The 17,204-nt window shown below is 62.0% G+C and carries 14 protein-coding genes; 6 read left to right on the top strand and 8 right to left on the bottom strand.

Going from position 1 to position 17,204, the window contains the following annotated elements; genetic code table 11:
* Positions 1–9: 9 nt before the first annotated feature.
* A complete protein-coding gene (locus tag ABLV54_RS19645) occupies positions 10–1,659 on the top strand; it encodes a glycerone kinase (RefSeq protein WP_050533716.1) in 1,650 nt (549 codons plus the stop codon).
* A 101-nt stretch (positions 1,660–1,760) separates the two neighbouring features.
* On the opposite strand, the gene ABLV54_RS19640 is transcribed toward ABLV54_RS19645, so the two are convergent.
* Positions 1,761–2,537: a siderophore-interacting protein gene (locus ABLV54_RS19640; protein ID WP_072096601.1), complete on the bottom strand. Its 777-nt coding sequence runs from the start codon at positions 2,535–2,537 to the stop codon at positions 1,761–1,763.
* A 238-nt stretch (positions 2,538–2,775) separates the two neighbouring features.
* On the opposite strand from ABLV54_RS19640, the gene ABLV54_RS19635 reads away from it, so the two are divergent.
* Together ABLV54_RS19635 and ygjG are read left to right on the top strand one after the other, a co-directional pair.
* Positions 2,776–3,330: a PadR family transcriptional regulator gene (locus ABLV54_RS19635; protein WP_023291070.1), complete on the top strand. Its 555-nt coding sequence runs from the start codon at positions 2,776–2,778 to the stop codon at positions 3,328–3,330.
* A gap of 257 nt (positions 3,331–3,587) precedes the next feature.
* Complete coding sequence (gene ygjG / locus ABLV54_RS19630; protein WP_023291071.1) at positions 3,588–4,967, top strand: putrescine aminotransferase; 1,380 nt, start codon at positions 3,588–3,590, stop codon at positions 4,965–4,967.
* A 69-nt stretch (positions 4,968–5,036) separates the two neighbouring features.
* Here ygjG and lsrG read toward each other — a convergent pair whose 3' ends face one another.
* From lsrG to lsrA, 6 genes are read right to left on the bottom strand one after another with little or no spacing between them, the layout of a single operon-like run.
* A complete protein-coding gene (lsrG, locus tag ABLV54_RS19625) occupies positions 5,037–5,333 on the bottom strand; it encodes a (4S)-4-hydroxy-5-phosphonooxypentane-2,3-dione isomerase (RefSeq protein WP_004181386.1) in 297 nt (98 codons plus the stop codon).
* Positions 5,330–6,217: a 3-hydroxy-5-phosphonooxypentane-2,4-dione thiolase gene (gene lsrF, locus ABLV54_RS19620; RefSeq protein ID WP_023291072.1), complete on the bottom strand. Its 888-nt coding sequence runs from the start codon at positions 6,215–6,217 to the stop codon at positions 5,330–5,332. Before lsrF ends, lsrG begins: the two co-directional genes overlap by 4 nt.
* 11 nt (positions 6,218–6,228) lie before the next feature.
* On the bottom strand, positions 6,229–7,242 hold the full coding sequence (gene lsrB / locus ABLV54_RS19615; protein WP_050533714.1) for an autoinducer 2 ABC transporter substrate-binding protein LsrB: 1,014 nt from the start codon (positions 7,240–7,242) through the stop codon (positions 6,229–6,231).
* A gap of 7 nt (positions 7,243–7,249) precedes the next feature.
* Positions 7,250–8,248, bottom strand: coding sequence for an autoinducer 2 ABC transporter permease LsrD (lsrD, locus tag ABLV54_RS19610; RefSeq protein ID WP_072413577.1), 999 nt, complete (start codon positions 8,246–8,248; stop codon positions 7,250–7,252).
* Positions 8,249–9,283 carry an autoinducer 2 ABC transporter permease LsrC gene (gene lsrC / locus ABLV54_RS19605; RefSeq protein WP_023291075.1) on the bottom strand — a complete coding sequence of 345 codons (1,035 nt, stop codon included), beginning with the start codon at positions 9,281–9,283 and terminating at the stop codon, positions 8,249–8,251.
* On the bottom strand, positions 9,280–10,767 hold the full coding sequence (gene lsrA / locus ABLV54_RS19600; RefSeq protein ID WP_023291076.1) for an autoinducer 2 ABC transporter ATP-binding protein LsrA: 1,488 nt from the start codon (positions 10,765–10,767) through the stop codon (positions 9,280–9,282). Before lsrA ends, lsrC begins: the two co-directional genes overlap by 4 nt.
* Positions 10,768–10,985: 218 nt before the next feature.
* Between lsrA and lsrR the strand changes: the two genes are divergently transcribed.
* From lsrR to ABLV54_RS19585, 3 genes are all read left to right on the top strand, one after another.
* Entirely contained in the window at positions 10,986–11,957 is a 972-nt protein-coding gene (gene lsrR / locus ABLV54_RS19595; RefSeq protein ID WP_348814211.1) for a transcriptional regulator LsrR, read from the top strand.
* 37 nt (positions 11,958–11,994) lie between these two features.
* On the top strand, positions 11,995–13,593 hold the full coding sequence (gene lsrK, locus ABLV54_RS19590; RefSeq protein WP_050533711.1) for an autoinducer-2 kinase: 1,599 nt from the start codon (positions 11,995–11,997) through the stop codon (positions 13,591–13,593).
* 220 nt (positions 13,594–13,813) lie between these two features.
* Positions 13,814–15,835, top strand: coding sequence for an NADPH-dependent 2,4-dienoyl-CoA reductase (locus ABLV54_RS19585; RefSeq protein WP_248860949.1), 2,022 nt, complete (start codon positions 13,814–13,816; stop codon positions 15,833–15,835).
* Between the two features lie 155 nt (positions 15,836–15,990).
* On the opposite strand, the gene rlmG is transcribed toward ABLV54_RS19585, so the two are convergent.
* Entirely contained in the window at positions 15,991–17,121 is a 1,131-nt protein-coding gene (gene rlmG, locus ABLV54_RS19580) for a 23S rRNA (guanine(1835)-N(2))-methyltransferase RlmG (protein WP_023291080.1), read from the bottom strand.
* Between the last annotated feature and the right edge of the window lie 83 nt (positions 17,122–17,204).

The raw sequence follows: 17,204 nt of genomic DNA, 5'->3' as shown, positions 1-17,204 counted from the left end.
GGAACCACTATGTCTCAATTCTTTTTTAACCAGCGCGCCAGCCTCGTCAACGATGTGATTGAGGGAACCATCATCGCCAGTCCGTGGAACAACCTCGCCCGGCTGGAGAGCGATCCGGCGATCCGGGTGGTGGTCCGTCGCGACCTGAATAAAAACAACGTGGCGGTGATCGCCGGCGGCGGCGCCGGCCACGAACCGGCGCACGTCGGCTTTATTGGTAAAGGCATGCTGACCGCCGCGGTTTGTGGCGATCTGTTCGCCTCGCCGAGCGTCGACGCGGTGCTTACCGCCATTCAGGCGGTGACCGGCGAGGCGGGCTGCCTGCTGATCGTAAAAAACTATACCGGCGACCGGCTGAACTTCGGCCTCGCGGCGGAGAAAGCGCGCCGTCTCGGCTACAACGTGGAAATGCTGATCGTCGGCGACGACATTTCGCTGCCGGAAAACAAACAGCCGCGCGGCATCGCCGGTACGCTGTTCGTCCATAAAGTGGCGGGCTATTTTGCCGAGCGCGGCTGCAATCTCGCCACCGTTCTGCGCGAAGCGCAGTATGCCGCCAACCACACCGCCAGCATCGGGGTGGCGCTGGCCAGCTGCCATCTGCCGCAGGAGGCGGACAGCGCGCCGCGCCATCAGGCCGGCCACGCCGAGCTGGGAATGGGCATCCACGGCGAACCTGGCGCCTCCACCATCGCCACGCAAAACAGTGCGGACATCGTCAACCTGATGGTGGAAAAACTGACCGCTGCCCTGCCGGAAACCGGCCGTCTGGCGGTGATGCTCAATAACCTCGGCGGCGTGTCGGTGGCCGAAATGGCGATCCTGACCCGCGAACTGGCCAACACGCCGCTGCAGGCGCGCGTTGACTGGCTGATTGGCCCGGCCTCGCTGGTGACGGCCCTGGATATGAAGGGTTTCTCGCTGAGCGCCATCGTGTTGGAAGAGAGTATTGAGAAAGCGCTGCTGGCGGATGTGGAAACCGCCGGCTGGCCGCGGCCGGTGCAGCCGCGGACGGTTAACATCATGCCGTCCACTCTCGCCAGCCCGCGCGTCGACTTTACGCCTTCGGCCAACCCGCAGGTGGGTGATTACGTGGCCCAGGTGACCGGCACCCTCGTCGGGCTTGAAGACCATCTCAACGCGCTGGATGCCAAAGTGGGCGATGGCGATACCGGCTCCACCTTCGCCGCCGGGGCGCGTGAGATTGCCGACCTGCTGCAGCGCCAGCAGCTGCCGCTGAACGATCTGCCCACGCTGTTCGCGCTCACGGGCGAACGCCTGACGGTGGTGATGGGCGGCTCCAGCGGGGTATTGATGTCGATCTTCTTCACCGCTGCCGGGCAGAAGCTGGGGCACGGCGCCAGCGTGGCCGAGGCGCTGAACGCCGGTCTGGAGCAGATGAAATTTTACGGCGGCGCCGAGGAAGGCGACCGGACAATGATCGACGCGCTGCAGCCAGCGCTGGCGGCGCTGCTCGCCGAACCGGAGAACCTGCAGGCCGCTTTTGCCGCGGCGCAGGCCGGCGCGGATCGCACTTGCCAGTCGGGCAAAGCCGGCGCCGGACGAGCGTCCTATCTCAATAGCGACAGCCTGCTCGGCAACATGGACCCCGGCGCTCACGCGGTGGCGATGATGTTTAAAGCGCTGGCGGAACGATAAACTTCCCCCGGTGGCGCGGCGCTTACCGGGGCTACAAATCGGCGCCAACCGTAGCCCGGATAAGGCGCAAGCCGCTATCCGGGTTTTACCACGATGGCTTTTTACTTGCTGTGCCAGTACGCCTGCGAGCGCACCAGCTGCTGATCGATGCTCTCATCCTCAAAGCGCGCCAGCAGCGATTTCACCACCGCGCCTTCGCCGGTCAGCCAGATGAAATAATCCTCCGCCGGCACCTTCACCTGCGCCAGACGCTCGGCGACGAACGCCGGATGGTGGCCCACCACCCACTCGATGTTAAAGCCGTCGAGGTCCGCCAGATAATCTTTATATGACGCATCGGCGATAGTGACGATGGCCGTCACCTGCGGCGTCACCGCCAGCTGACGCAAACCCAGCAGACGACGACGCAGCGCCGGCATACCGGACTCATCGCAGATATACAGTTGCCAGGCGTAATCCTCCGGCACCACCAGCGAGCCGCGCGGACCGCCGATCACCAGCTTATCGCCCGCTTTTGCCTCCAGCGCCCAGCGGCTGGCGATTCCGCCGTCGTGGATAAAGAAGTCGTACGCCAGCTCATGGCGTTCGGCATCGTACAGCGGCGTATAGTCGCGGGTAGCAGGCCGCACGCCCTCGCCCCAGTCAATCCCCTCCTCGGTCACCTGCGGCGGGGCAAACGCCGCGCCCGGCTCCGGGAAGAAAAGCTTGGTGTGGTCGTCAAAGCCGCGGGAAACGAAACCTTCCAGCGCCTCGCCTCCCAGCACGATGCGCTGGAAGGCCGCGCCTGCGCGCTCCACGCGCAGCACCGTCAGCTCACGGAAACGCAGCTCATTGCGGACACGCTGCGGGTACTTGTCTGCTTTGGTTTTTGTCATCATCGATCGCCTTCGTGAACAGTAAATAGATATATCTAAACTCGATGCAAATGATAATGATTGCCATCTAAAAAGAATGCAAGTCTTTTTTTGATATAGTCAAAACAAACCGCATTAAAATACCAGCATCAAAAATAAACAGATAAATATCAACAAATTAAAAAATAAATCACAACCAGCATTGCGAGCATTCATTTTTTAGATATAAATTAGATATATCAAAACATAGCAGGAGGTAACCATGCGACATCATCATGAAGACGGGCGTGGGCCGCGCGGGCGCCACGGTGACCCCAGCGAACACGGCGACCATGGCCGTCGCGGCGGCGGACGTCGCCAGCGTTTCTTTGGCCACGGCGAACTGCGGCTGATTATTCTGGACATCCTCAGCCGCAGCGCCAGCCACGGCTATGAGCTGATCAAAGAGATCGAAACCCTCACCCAGGGGAACTACAGTCCCAGCCCGGGGGTGATCTACCCGACGCTGGATCTGCTCCAGGACCAGGGTCTCATCAGCGTGGAAGACGACAACGGACGCAAAAAAATCGTCATCAGCGAAGAGGGGAAACAGCTGCACGCGGAGAACCAGGAGCATCTGGCCCATATCCAGGAGCGTCTGCAGGCGCGGATGGTCGGCTGCGAGCTGCGCCGCGATCCGCAGATGAAGCGCGCGCTGGAGAATTTCAAAGCGGTCCTCGACCTGAAAGTGAACCAGCAGGCCAGCAGCGCCGCCCAGCTCAAGCAGATCATCGGCATTATCGACCGGGCGGCGATGGAGATCTCCCAGCTCGACTAAGCCTCCTTTCTCACCATCAGCTGCCCCGCGCTGGGGCAGCCCGCACCACGACGGATCGTGCCGCTCAACGCCGCAAGGCAGAAAATCTCGTCAGCTCAGGAATAAAACGTGCCAATAATGGCGCCATGAGATTAAATTTTACACATTTCGTCTTTTACTTTGCATTTATCCCGATTTTCACCGCTTCTGCCGAACTGGCGTAATCCCTGCAATACTTAATCCAGTATCGTGTGATACGTCCGCCCCAGGAGCACATTTTGAACAGGTTACCTTCCAGCGCATCGGCTCTGGCCTGCAGCGCACACGCACTGAATCTCATTGAAAAGCGCACGCTTGACCATGAGGAAATGAAAGCACTTAACCAGGAGGTCAGAGAATACTTTAAAGAGCATGTGAATCCGGGGTTTTTAGAGTATCGAAAATCGGTCACAGCCGGCGGGGATTACGGAGCCGTAGAGTGGCAAGCGGGAGGGTTAAATACGCTTGTCGACACCCAGGGACAGGAGTTTATCGACTGCCTTGGCGGGTTTGGCATCTTCAATGTAGGGCACCGTAATCCAGTTGTGGTATCCGCCGTCGAGAATCAACTCGCGAAACAACCGCTTCACAGTCAGGAACTGCTGGATCCGCTACGCGCGATGCTGGCGAAAACCCTGGCGGCCTTAACGCCCGGCAAACTGAAGTACAGCTTCTTCTGCAACAGCGGTACCGAATCGGTAGAGGCGGCCATCAAGCTGGCGAAAGCCTATCAGTCGCCGCGCGGTAAATTCACCTTCATCGCCACCAGCGGCGCCTTCCACGGCAAATCGCTGGGCGCGCTGTCGGCCACCGCCAAGTCGACTTTCCGCAAACCGTTTATGCCGCTGCTGCCGGGCTTCCGCCATGTGCCGTTCGGCGATATCAACGCCATGCGCACCATGCTGAGCGAGTGCAAGAAAACCGGCGACGACGTCGCGGCGGTGATCCTTGAGCCGATTCAGGGCGAAGGGGGCGTGATCCTGCCGCCGACGGGGTATTTGCCGGCGGTGCGTAAGCTGTGCGACGAGTTTGGCGCCCTGCTGATCCTCGACGAAGTGCAGACCGGCATGGGCCGCACTGGCAAGATGTTCGCCTGCGAGCATGAGAACGTTCAGCCCGACATTCTGTGTCTGGCGAAAGCCCTCGGCGGCGGCGTGATGCCGATCGGCGCGACGGTGGCGACGGAAGAGGTCTTCTCGGTGCTGTTCGACAACCCGTTCCTGCACACCACGACCTTCGGCGGCAACCCGCTGGCCTGTGCGGCGGCGCTGGCGACCATCAACGTGCTGTTGACGCAAAACCTGCCGGCGCAGGCGGCGCAGAAAGGCGATATGCTGCTGGACGGTTTCCGCCTGCTGGCGCAGGAGTATCCGGACCTGGTGAATGAAGTGCGCGGGAAAGGCATGCTGATGGCCATCGAGTTTGTCGATAACGAGATTGGCTACGACTTTGCCAGCGAGATGTTCAGACAGCGGGTGCTGGTCGCCGGGACGTTAAATAACGCCAAGACGATCCGCGTTGAACCGCCGCTGACGCTCACCCTTGAGCAGTGCGAGCAGGTGCTGAAGGCGGCGCGTAAGGCGCTGGCGGCCCTGCGCGTCTCGGTTGAAGAGGCGTAATAAACTGCCCCTCCCCCGGTCCTCTCCCAATGGGAAAGGACCGGGGTTATCTTCTGCTCTGGATTTCCCTCACACCTGCGGTAGCAGGCCGATAAAGCTGCGCTTCTGCCGCGGCTGCGACATCATCTCTTCCAGCTTTTCGACGCAGGCTAAATAGTGCGGGGTCTTCTTGTGCGCCAGCACCGCCTCATCGTCTTTATAGGCTTCGTAGATAAAAAAGCGGGTCTTCACCTCCGGGTCCTGCAGGACATCAAAGCGCAGGTTGCCCGGCTCCCGCAGCGCCCCTTCGTGGTTGGCGCGGAACACCTCGAGAAACTCATCCACCCGCTCGGGTTTGATATTGATCTCCACCAGCGTCACATTCATTTCCGCTCTCCCTGTTTCTCTTCCTGCCAGAACTGGTACGCTTCGCGCGCGTTCAGATTCTCATGCACCACCTTTTTCACCGCCTTCAGCATTGCGCGCGGGGCGCTGGACTGGAAGATATTGCGCCCCATATCCACCCCGGACGCCCCCTGGTCGATCGCCCGCCAGCACATCTCCAGCGCCTCATGCTCCGGCAGCTTTTTCCCCCCGGCGATGACGATCGGCACCGGGCAGCTGGCGGTCACTTTTTCAAAGCCTTCCTCAACGAAATAGGTCTTCACAAACTGCGCCCCCATTTCGGCGGCAATCCGGCTGGCCAGCGAGAAGTAGCGCGCATCGCGGGTCATCTCTTTGCCGACGCCGGTCACCGCCAGTACCGGCATACCGTAGCGGTTGCCGGCGTCCACCAGTTTGATGATGTTGTTGATCGACTGATGTTCGTATTGGCTGCCGATATAGACCTGCGCCGCCACTGCGCAGACGTTCAGGCGCAGCGCATCTTCCATCGCCACCGCCACGCACTCGTTGGAAAGTTCGCTGAGGATCGAGTTGCCGCCGGAGGCGCGCAGCACCACCGGTTTGTTGGTCGCGGCCGGCACCTGACTGCGCAGTACGCCGCGGGTGCACATCAGCACGTCGGTTTCCTCGAACAGCGGCGCAATCGACAGATCGATGCGCTCCAGCCCGGTGGTGGGTCCCTGGAAGTAACCGTGATCGAAGGCCAGCATGACCGTGCGGTTGCTGTGCGGATTAAAAATGCGCGCCAGCCGCGACTGCATGCCCCAGTCCAGCGAGCCGCAGCCTTTCAGGGTATACAGCGTGTTCTGCTGCGGGCGGTCGAGGCCGAAGTCCTTGCCCTCTTTGATATCGTCTAAATCAGCCATCTCATCCTCCGTCAGAAGTCGTAGTTATTGATGTTCTCTTTGCTGAACACCACGCGCTCCGGCAGCAGCACGATACCGTTGCCCTTCGCCTCATACTGGTAGCCCTGCACGCTGTTCGGTTCGACCTTCAGCGAGCCGATATCTTTCACCTCAACGCTGTCGCCGACGTTAAGATCGCCCTTTTTCAGCAGACGATCGGCGACGTTAACCGCAATTTTGCCCTGCTGAACCACATCCCACAGGCCAAAGGCTTTCACCGTGCCGCGCTCCACGTACGGGCGCATGACGTTGGGGGTACTAAAGCCGACGATCGCCACGCCCTGACGCTTGAGGTTCTCCGCCGCCTGCGCCGCCGCCGGCAGGGCATTGGCATCCGGCGCGATAATGGCGTCGAGATCCGGATACGCTTTTAAGATCCCCTCGGCAGTTTGCAGCGATTTGGTGGCATCGTTATAGCCAAACTGGGTGGTGACGATTTGCCACTGCGGATGTTCTTTTTCGATTTTGGCTTTGGCTTCCTTCACCCACTGGTTCTGGTCGGTCACCGTCGGGCTGGAGTAGAAAAACGCCACTTTGGCAGCGGGCCTGGTCACCTGCTTTTCCGCCATCTCCACCAGCAGGCCGCCGAGCTGCTGCGGCGTGCCCTGATTGATATAGATGCTGCGGCACTCCGGCTTGGTATCGGAATCCCAGGTCAGGACTTTCACCCCGCGCTGCATCGCCCGCTTCAGCGCCGGACACAGGCCGTCCGGTGAGACGGCTGAGACGATAATCGCGTTGTAGCCCTGGTTGACGAAGTTGTTGATAAGCTGCACCTGGCCGGAGACGCTGGGCTCGGTGGGGCCGTCATAGGTGACATCCACGCCCAGCGCTTTCCCCGCCTCTTTCGCGCCGTTGCCGCCGCTGGTAAAGAAGCCCACGCCGACCAGCTTAGGTATAAAGGCGATGCGGTCCGCCGCCTGGGCGGTTACCACGCTTAACGCCAGCGCCAGGACGCTCGTCTGGAGGATTCGTTTGGTTTTCATCGTATGTTTATGCTCCGATTGTTTTACGCGAGAAAAGACGCCGCCAGGTCGCGCGCACCCATTCACGGTGCAGGCTCAGCGAACGCCCCATCACCACCACCACCAACAGCGCCCCTGACAGCGCGCTCGACACCTGGTTGGGGATGCCGACCATCTGTAAACCCTGTTGCAGATACCCCACCAGCAATGCCGCCAGCGCGGTACCCAGTATCGATCCCGAGCCGCCGTAAATATTGGCTCCGCCGAGCACCGCCGCGGTCAGCGCCGGCATCAGCAGGTCACGGCCTAAATCCGAACGCGCCGAGCCAAAATAGGAGACCATCACCAGCGCCGCCACTGCCGACGCCACGCCCACCAGGCCATACAGCACATACGGGATGCCGTTGACCGACAGCGCGGCATAGCGGGCGGCGCGCGAGTTTTGCCCGAGTAAAAAAAGATGGCGGCCAAAGCGCCCGCGATGGGCCAGCAGCCAGAAGAGAAAGGTGATGACCGCGAACAGCACCAGCGGCAGCGGCAGCCCGCCCAGGGTTAAATTGGCGAAGGCGGTGAAGCTGTCGGGAAAGCCGCCGATCCCTTCATAGCCGGTGGCGCCGGCCATGCCGGAAAGCAGCAGCGCGCCGCCGCCGTACAGATACAGCGTCCCGAGGGTGATCACCAGCGGGCTGATGCCGGTGTAGTGGATCAGCGCGGCGTTGATTAACCCGCACAGCAGCCCCAGCAGCAACGTCAGCGACACCGCCAGCCACAGCGGCCAGCCCGCCTGGGTCATCACCCCGAGGGCGATGGCGCACAGGCCGATGGTCGAGCCCAGCGAAATATCGATCCCGCCGCTGATGATCACCAGCGTCAGCGGCAGCGCGACGATGCCGATGCAGATAAAGTCGCTGGTGCTAAAGAGCAGCATATTGAGATCCAGCATGCGCGGATTCAGCGCGCCGAACAGCAGGATTTCCACGACTAACAACGCCAGCAGCGCGCTTTCCCAGTTAAGCTTCAGCTTCATTTACGCCACCTCTTTGCTTTTGCGTTCGGGAAAGCGGGCAACCTGTTTGCCCCCTTTGTTGCCGGGCTGGAAACGGCTGTACTTCAGCGCCCGCTGATGGCGGGTCAGCGCCTGGCGCAGGCGGCCATCAAGGACCAGCACCCCGAGCAGGACCAGGCCGGCGATAAAGTCATTCCACCAGGCGGGAAGGCGGAACAGCACCAGCACGGTGTCGATTTGGGTGAGGAAGAAGGCGCCGAGAAACGCGCCGAGCAGGGTGCCGGTACCGCCGAGCAGCGAAATCCCGCCCAGCACGCAGGCGGCGATGGCTTTCATCTCCAGGCCGCTGCCGGTCTGATTGGGCACAAAGCCAATCTGCGCGGCGAAGACGATCCCGGCGCAGGCCGCCAGCATACCGTTGAGGGTAAAGGCCAGCATCCGCGTGCGGTTGACCGCCACGCCCAGCTGGCGGGCAGCGGCGAGGTTATCGCCAACGGCATAGAAATCACGCCCAGAGGCGGTGCGCGACAGCAGCCATGCGCCCGCCAGCAGCAGCGCCAGCACCAGCCAGCCCAGCGGCGAGACGCCGATAAACAGCGGCTCCGAGAGCGATTTCAGGCTATCGGGCAAGCCTTCGATCCATTTCCCGCCGGTCCACAGCAACATCACCCCGCGATACAACCCCAGCGTGCCGAGGGTGGCGACGATCGCCGGAATGCGCAGCCCCACCACCAGCAGGCCGTTAAAAGCCCCGGCCAGCGCGCCAATCGCCAGCGCGAAGGCGATCGCTGTCGCCAGCCCGTAGCCGTTGTTCAGCGCCACCCCAACGGCGATGGCGCTCAGGCCAACGGTGGAGCCCACCGACACGTCGATATTGCGGGTCAGCATCACCAGCGTTGCCCCCAGCGCCAGCAGGCACAGGATTTGCGAGCTGGCGAAAATCATCGCCAGCGTCTGCAGGCTGAAATAGGCCGGATTGAGCGCCACCAGCACGGCAAACAGCGCCACGATGGCGAAGAAGGCGCTCAGTTCGCGATTCTTGAGTAACGTTTTCATGCCTGCCCTCCAAAGGCCAGGGTCATCATGCGATCGACGGTCACCGCCTGCCGCGCCAGCTCGCCGCTGTAGCGGCCCTGATGCATCACCAACACCCGGTCGGCCAGGCCAACGAACTCATCCAGATCGCTGGAGATCATCAGCACCGCCACATTTTGCGCGGCAACGCTTTTCAGCAACTGATAGATATCGGCGCGGGCGGAGACATCCACGCCGCGCGTCGGTTCATCAACAATCAACAGCAGCGGGTTAGCCTCCAGACAGCGCGCCAGCAGCACCTTCTGCTGGTTGCCGCCGGAGAGGGTACGCACCGGCTGATCGCCATCGGCCAGCTTGATCCCCAGCGCCCGGTGATAGCGTTCGACCACCGCCGCCTCCCGTTTCCCCTGCTGCCACCACGACGGCTGATTGAACATCACCGTGTTCCAGCGCACCGGCGCATCGAGAAACAGCCCGGAGACCTGGCGGTCTTCGGGCAGATAGACCAGCCCGCTGGCCAGCCTGGCGCGGGTGCTCTCCTGACTAATCTCGCGGTTCTCCAGCCAGATCCGCCCGGCGCGCGGCGGACGCAGGCCGTATAAGGTTTCGGCAAATTCGGTGCGCCCGGATCCCACCAGCCCGGCGAGGCCGACGATCTCCCCGGCGCGGATCTCCAGACTGAGATCGATAAAACCTTCGCCGGTGAGATCCTCCACCCGCAAAACGGGAAAATCCTGCGCCTGGGTGCGGCGGTTGCCCGGCAGCGCCAGCCACAGCTTTTGCGTGTCGCTCAGCGCATGGTCGCGGCTGGCCGGCGTCATGGCGCTGATAAGCTGTTGGTCGCCGTAGCCCGCCGTTTCGCCGCTGAGCACTACCGCCCCATCGCGCATCACCGACACATGGCTGGCAAGCTGGCGGATTTCCGGCAGTTTGTGCGAGATAAAGACGATCCCCACGCCGAGCCCCTGCAACGCCCGGATCTGCTGAAACAACCTTTCCGTTTCGCCCGGCGTTAAAGAGGCGGTGGGTTCATCAAGGATCAGGATCCGCGCCTCGCGCATCAGGCCGCGCAGGATCTCGACCATCTGTTGATCGGCTACCTCAAGCGTGCTGGCGCTGGCGTCCAGGTTGATCTGGCAGTTCAGCTGCTGCAGTTTTTCCTGCAGCCGCGCGGCGGTATCCGCCCGCTTCGGCAGACGAAAAAGAATGTTCTCGCGCACGCTGAGGTTGGGAAACAGCATCGGCTCCTGCGGCACCAGATAGATGCCCAGCTGGTGGGCCAGCGCCGGGTTAAGGCGCGCAAACGCGCGTTCGCCGATCGTCAGTTCACCGCTATCCGGGGTTTCGACGCCGGCGATGATCTTCATCAGCGTCGATTTACCCGCGCCGTTGCCCCCCATCAGCGCATGCACCTGGCCCGCGCATAGCGTAAAGTCGATGCCCTTCAGCACGGCAACGCCGGAGAACTGTTTGCGGATCTGGCGAGCTTCAAGCAGTGGCTTCATCGTCGCGCCTCGTTTGAACAAATGATTTTTAAATTTAATAATGTTCAAAAGCGTAGACGGTGAACTATATTTACAACCGTGCGAAGATCACAGTTTGGCGCTTTAGATCGTCCGGAAAAAAGGGGCCAGAGAGGAAAGATCCGTTTTGCCAGTCGGCTCACACTTTCCGGCCGCGCAATAGCGAACATATGATCTAAATTTTTATAAGAGTTCAATTTATGAGCGAAAAACGCATTACGGAAGACCATCGCTACGCCGGGCTGGCGTTAGCCGAGGAAGAGCTGGTGGCGCGGGTGGCGTGGTGTTACTACCACGACGGCCTGACGCAAAACGACATCGGCGAGCGTTTGGGGCTGCCGCGGCTGAAGATTTCCCGCCTGCTGGAGAAAGGTCGCCAGTCCGGGGTGATCCGCGTGCAGATCAACTCGCGCTATGAAGGCTGTCTGGCGCTGGAAAGCGAACTCCAGCAGCGCTTTGGCCTCAAGATTGCTCGCGTGCTGCCGGCGCTCAACCCCCCGCCGATGAATACCCGGCTGGGGATCGGCGCGGCGCAGTCGCTGATGGGGATTCTGCAACCGGGACAGCTGCTGGCGGTCGGCTTCGGCGAAGCCACCATGAGCTGCCTGCAGCATCTCAGCGGCTTTATCGGCTCGCAGCAGGTGCGGCTGGTGACCCTCTCCGGCGGCGTCGGCCCCTATATGACCGGCATCGGTCAGCTGGATGCCGCCTGCAGCGTGAGCATTATTCCGGCGCCGCTGCGGGTCTCGTCGGCGGAGGTCGCCGAAATCCTGCGCCGCGAATCCAGCGTGCGCGATGTGATGCTGGCGGCGACGGCGGCGGACGCGGCGGTGGTTGGCATTGGCGCTATCGATCAGCGGCGCGACGCGACCATTCTGCGCTCCGGCTATATCAGCGAGGGCGAACAGCTGATGTACGCCCGCAAAGGGGCGGTCGGCGACATTTTAGGTTATTTCCTGCAGGCCGACGGCCGGCCGGTAGAGGGGCTGGAGATCCATCGGGAACTGCTCGGCGTGACCCTGGATGAGCTGGCGCAGCTGCCGACCATCGTCGGCGTCGCCGGGGGAGAACAAAAAGCGCAGGCGATTCATGCCGCTCTGACTGGAAAGCGGATTAATGGCCTGGTAACGGAAGAGACAACAGCACGCGCGGTGCTCGCACTGGCCTCCTGACGGCCCGGCGCCGCGCGACAACAGTGAGGCGCATGTCATGAGTTACCTGTTAGCGTTAGATGCCGGGACCGGCAGCATACGGGCGGTCATTTTCGATCTCAATGGCCGCCAGCTGGCGGTGGGCCAGGCCGAATGGAAACACCTGAGCGTCGATAACGTCCCCGGCTCGATGGAGTTCGACCTTACCACCAACTGGCAGCTGGCCTGCCAGTGCATTCGCCAGGCGCTCGACGCCGCCCGGCTCTCTGCCGCCGATATTCAGTCCGTCGCCTGCTGTTCGATGCGCGAAGGGATCGTCCTCTATGACCGCAACGGCGAGGCCATCTGGGCCTGCGCCAACGTTGATGCCCGCGCCAGCCGCGAAGTGGCGGAGCTTAAGGAGATCCACGACTATCGTTTTGAATCCGAGGTGTACGAGGTCTCCGGGCAAACGCTGGCGCTCAGCGCCATGCCACGCCTGCTGTGGCTGGCGCACCATCGTCCCGATATCTACCGCAAGGCGGCGACTATCACCATGATCAGCGACTGGCTGGCGGCGAAGCTTTCCGGCGAGCTGGCGGTCGACCCGTCAAACGCGGGCACCACCGGCATGCTCGATCTGTTCAGCCGCGACTGGCGTCCGGCGCTGCTGGATATGGCCGGGCTGCGCGCCGATATGCTGTCGCCGGTGAAAGAGACCGGCACGCTGCTGGGCGCCGTCACCGAAGCGGCAGCCCAGCAGAGCGGCCTGCGCGCCGGGACGCCGGTGGTGATGGGCGGCGGCGACGTGCAGCTCGGCTGCCTGGGGCTCGGGGTGGTGCGCGCCGGACAAAGCGCAGTGCTCGGCGGCACCTTCTGGCAGCAGGTGGTGAATCTGCCGCAGGTGCGCACCGACCCGCAGATGAATATTCGCGTTAACCCTCACGTCATTCCCGGCATGGCGCAGGCGGAGTCCATCAGCTTTTTTACCGGCCTGACCATGCGCTGGTTCCGCGACGCCTTCTGCGCTGAAGAAAAGCTGATTGCCGAGCGCCTCGGCGTCGATGCCTATTCGCTGCTGGAGGAGATGGCCAGCCGCGTACCCGCCGGTTCCCACGGCGTGATGCCTATTTTTTCCGACGCCATGCACTTTAAGCAGTGGTACCACGCCGCGCCGTCGTTTATTAACCTCTCCATCGATCCGGAGAAGTGCAATAAAGCCACTCTGTTCCGCGCCCTGGAGGAGAACGCGGCGATTGTCTCCGCCTGCAACCTGGCGCAGATATCGCAGTTTTCCGGGGTGACTTTCGATAGCCTGGTGTTTGCCGGCGGCGGCTCGAAGGGAGCGCTGTGGAGCCAGATCCTCAGCGACGTCACCGGCCTGCCGGTGCGGGTGCCGGTGGTCCGCGAAGCCACCGCCCTCGGCTGCGCCATCGCCGCCGGCGCTGGCGCCGGGCTGTACGGCGACATGGCCAGCGCCGGAGAAAAGTTAGTGAGCTGGCACCGCGAGTTCACCCCTAATCCGCAGCATCGCGAGCTGTATCAGGAGATGATGAGTAAATGGCAGTCGGTCTATGCCGATCAGCTTGGTCTTGTCGATAGCGGGCTGACAACGTCGATGTGGCAGGCGCCGGGCCTCGAACGCCGCCCGCGCGCTGTGTCTTCCCCCTCACCCTAATCCTCTCCCGGCGGGAGAGGGAACCGTTCAGCGCGAAGCCTGATTTTCAGTGCCCGCTTTCCCCCTCTCCCTTTGGGAGAGGACCGGGGTGAGGGGCAACGCTTCGCCGTTCTTTGAATCCCATCACAATCACCGCACTCCCCTTTTCCCTTTTTCTCCACGACGGCTAAATTAGTAACTCATCCGACCACATAACAATAATTTTACATTGGAAGCCATTATGAGCCGCTATCCGTCGCTTTTCGCCCCGCTTGAGCTGGGCTTCACCACCCTCAAAAACCGCGTGTTGATGGGCTCCATGCATACCGGTCTGGAAGAACTGCCCGACGGCGCGCAACGGTTAGCGGCCTTTTACGCCGAGCGCGCGCGGCACGGCGTGGCGCTGATCGTCACCGGCGGCATCGCGCCCGCCCCGTCCGGGGTGACCATGGCCGGCGGCGCGGTACTCAACGATGCCAGCCATCTGGCGCATCATCGCCAGATCACCGACGCGGTACATCAGGAAGGCGGTAAAATCGCCCTGCAGATCCTGCACACCGGGCGCTACAGCTACCAGCCCGCGCTGGTCGCCCCCTCTTCTCTGCAGGCGCCGATTAACCGGTTCGCCCCTCATGAGCTGAGCCACGATGAGATCCTCACGCTGATCGATGATTTTGCCCACTGCGCCCAGCTGGCGCGGGAAGCAGGCTATGACGGCGTGGAGGTGATGGGCTCTGAGGGCTATCTGATTAACGAATTCCTCGCCGCGCGCACTAACCAGCGCAACGATCAATGGGGCGGCGATTACGCGCGCCGGATGCGTTTCGCCGTTGAAGTGGTCAAGGCCGTGCGCCAGCGCGCCGGTCACGATTTCATTATCATCTACCGTCTGTCGATGCTCGATCTGGTTAACGACGGCAGCACGCTGGCGGAAGTCACCGCGCTGGCCAAAGCCATCGAGGCGGCGGGGGCGACGATCATCAACACCGGCATCGGCTGGCACGAAGCGCGCATTCCGACCATCGCCACTCCGGTACCGCGCGGCGCCTTTAGCTGGGTCACCCGCAAACTGAAGGGCGCCGTGTCGATCCCGCTGATCACCACCAACCGCATCAACGATCCGCAGGTCGCGGAGGCGATCCTCGCCCGCGGCGATGCCGACATGGTCTCAATGGCCCGCCCGTTCCTTGCCGATGCCGAATTTATGTCGAAAGCGCAGAGCGATCGCGCCGATGAGATCAACACCTGCATCGGCTGCAACCAGGCGTGTCTCGATCGGATCTTTGTCGGCAAAGTCACCTCCTGTCTGGTCAACCCGCGCGCCTGCCATGAAACCCTGATGCCGGTCCTGCCTGCCAACGCCCCTAAGCGGCTGGCGGTGGTCGGCGCCGGGCCTGCCGGTCTGGCCTTCGCGGTTAACGCCGCCGCACGCGGTCATCACGTCACGTTGTTCGATGCCCTCCCGGAGATCGGCGGCCAGTTTAATATCGCCAAACAGATCCCCGGCAAAGAGGAGTTTCATGAAACCCTGCGCTACTACCGTAGAATGCTCGATCTTAACGGCGTCGATCTACGTCTGCACACCCGCGTCACGGCAGACGATCTGCTGGCGTTCGATGAGACGATCCTCGCCACCGGCATTGCCCCGCGCCTGCCGGCGATCGTCGGGATCGATCATCCCAAGGTGCTCAGCTACCTGGATGTCTTACGCGATAAAGCGCCGGTTGGCGCGAAGGTGGCGATAATCGGCTGCGGCGGCATCGGCTTCGACACCGCGATGTATTTAAGCCAGTCGGGGGGGGCCACCAGCCAGGATATCGGCGAGTTCTGTCGCGAATGGGGTATCGATACCAGCCTGCGGACGGCGGGCGGGCTGCGTCCTGAAGGCCCGCAGCTGAGTCAAAGCCCGCGACAGATTGTGATGCTGCAGCGCAAGGCGAGCAAACCGGGCGACGAGCTCGGCAAAACCACCGGCTGGATCCACCGCGCCACGCTGCTGGCGCGCGGCGTGAAAATGATCCCGGCGGTCAGCTATGAGAAGATCGATGATGAGGGATTACACGTGACGATCGGCGGCGAGCGCCAGCTGCTGGCGGTGGATCATGTCGTGATCTGCGCCGGTCAGGAGCCGCGCCGCGAGCTGGCGGATCCGCTGCGCGCGGCGGGAAAAACGGTGCATTTGATCGGCGGCTGCGACGTGGCGGCGGAGCTGGATGCGCGCCGGGCGATTGCCCAGGGCACGAAGCTGGCCCTGGCGATTTAGCCGTGTCCCGGGGGCGGCGCGATGCGCCTTCCCCGGGCTACCACGATAATCCCGAACGGTAGCCCGGCTAAAGCGACAGTCGGTAGCCCGGCTAAGGCGACAGTCGGTAGCCCGGCTAAGGCGACAGCCGCAAGCCGGGGAAATAGCCACACGGATCAGCGCTGTTTACGCACCTTCGTTGCTTTCAAAATGACAAACTTATTGTTCGTCGCAATCGTCGTGCAGTTACCAAAAGCGCGCTTCAGCTTACGGAAGTAGTCGAGATGACGGTTGCCGACGACGTACAGCTCACCGCCGTATTTCAGGCTGCGGCGGGCGTCGTTAAACATCTGCCAGGCGATATGGTCGGTAATGGCGTGCTGCTGGTGGAACGGCGGATTGCACAGGATCGCCGTAAAGCGGTCCGGCTCAATGCCGGAGAGCGAGTTGTTGACCATAAATTCACAACGGTCAATATCGTCCGGCAGGTTGTGCTCAACGTTCAACCGGCTGGAAGCCACCGCCATGTGCGACTCATCGGTGAACATCACGCGGGCATGGGGGTTCTGCGCCAGCGCCTGCAGGCCTATCACTCCGTTGCCGCAGCCGAGATCGGCGATCTCGCCTTCTAAATCAGACGGTAAATGCTGCAGGAAGAAGCGCGCGCCGATATCCAGACCGCTGCGGGCAAAGACGTTGGCATGGTTGTGGATGGTCCACGGCGTGCCGTCCAGCTTCCAGCTGTAGGTTTGCGGCGCATCGGCAAGCTCAGGGGCGGTGAAAACGCAGTGGATCAGACGCGCTTTTTTCCACGCCAGCGAGGTGGTGGTGGTGCCGAGGATTTTTTCAAACAGCGCCAGCGTCGAGTTATGCACATCGCGCGCTTTCGCCGCGGCGATAATGCGGGTTTCCGGCGTCACCACTGCGCGCAGGGCGCGCAGCTGCTGTTCCAGCAGCGCCAGCTGCTTTGGCACCTTAATCAGCACCAGCGCCGGCGCGGCCGGCAGCGGGCTCAGGCTATCCTGAAAACGCACACTCTCTTCATCAATGCCGTTCATCCGCAGGTTGTGGCGGGTCGCCAGCTCGGAGATAAAGGAGTCGTTGATGCTCACCGGGTTGCGTTCCGCCAGCGCGCAGGCGAGCGCGCCGAAGCCGTCGTTGAAGATGAGCGTCAGGCCGTCGACGTCATTCACCTGTTGCAGCAGATATTCATCCGCCGCTTCCCACGCCTGAAGCGCTTCTTCTTCAGCGTTAGGTGGGAACCGCTCTAATGTGAATAACTCACCGTTTAACTCTGCCTGGCTCATCGCCTCTCCGCCTCCGGAATAGTAAAACCCGCGAGTTTATACGCAAATCCTGTCCAGTTGAAGAGAGATCGCTGATCATCGCC

Source organism: Klebsiella sp. JB_Kp042, assembly GCF_040065275.1.
GTDB lineage: Bacteria > Pseudomonadota > Gammaproteobacteria > Enterobacterales > Enterobacteriaceae > Klebsiella > Klebsiella quasipneumoniae.
Note: the sequence above shows the minus strand (reverse complement) of the source record. Positions and strands in the feature narration are given on the sequence as shown.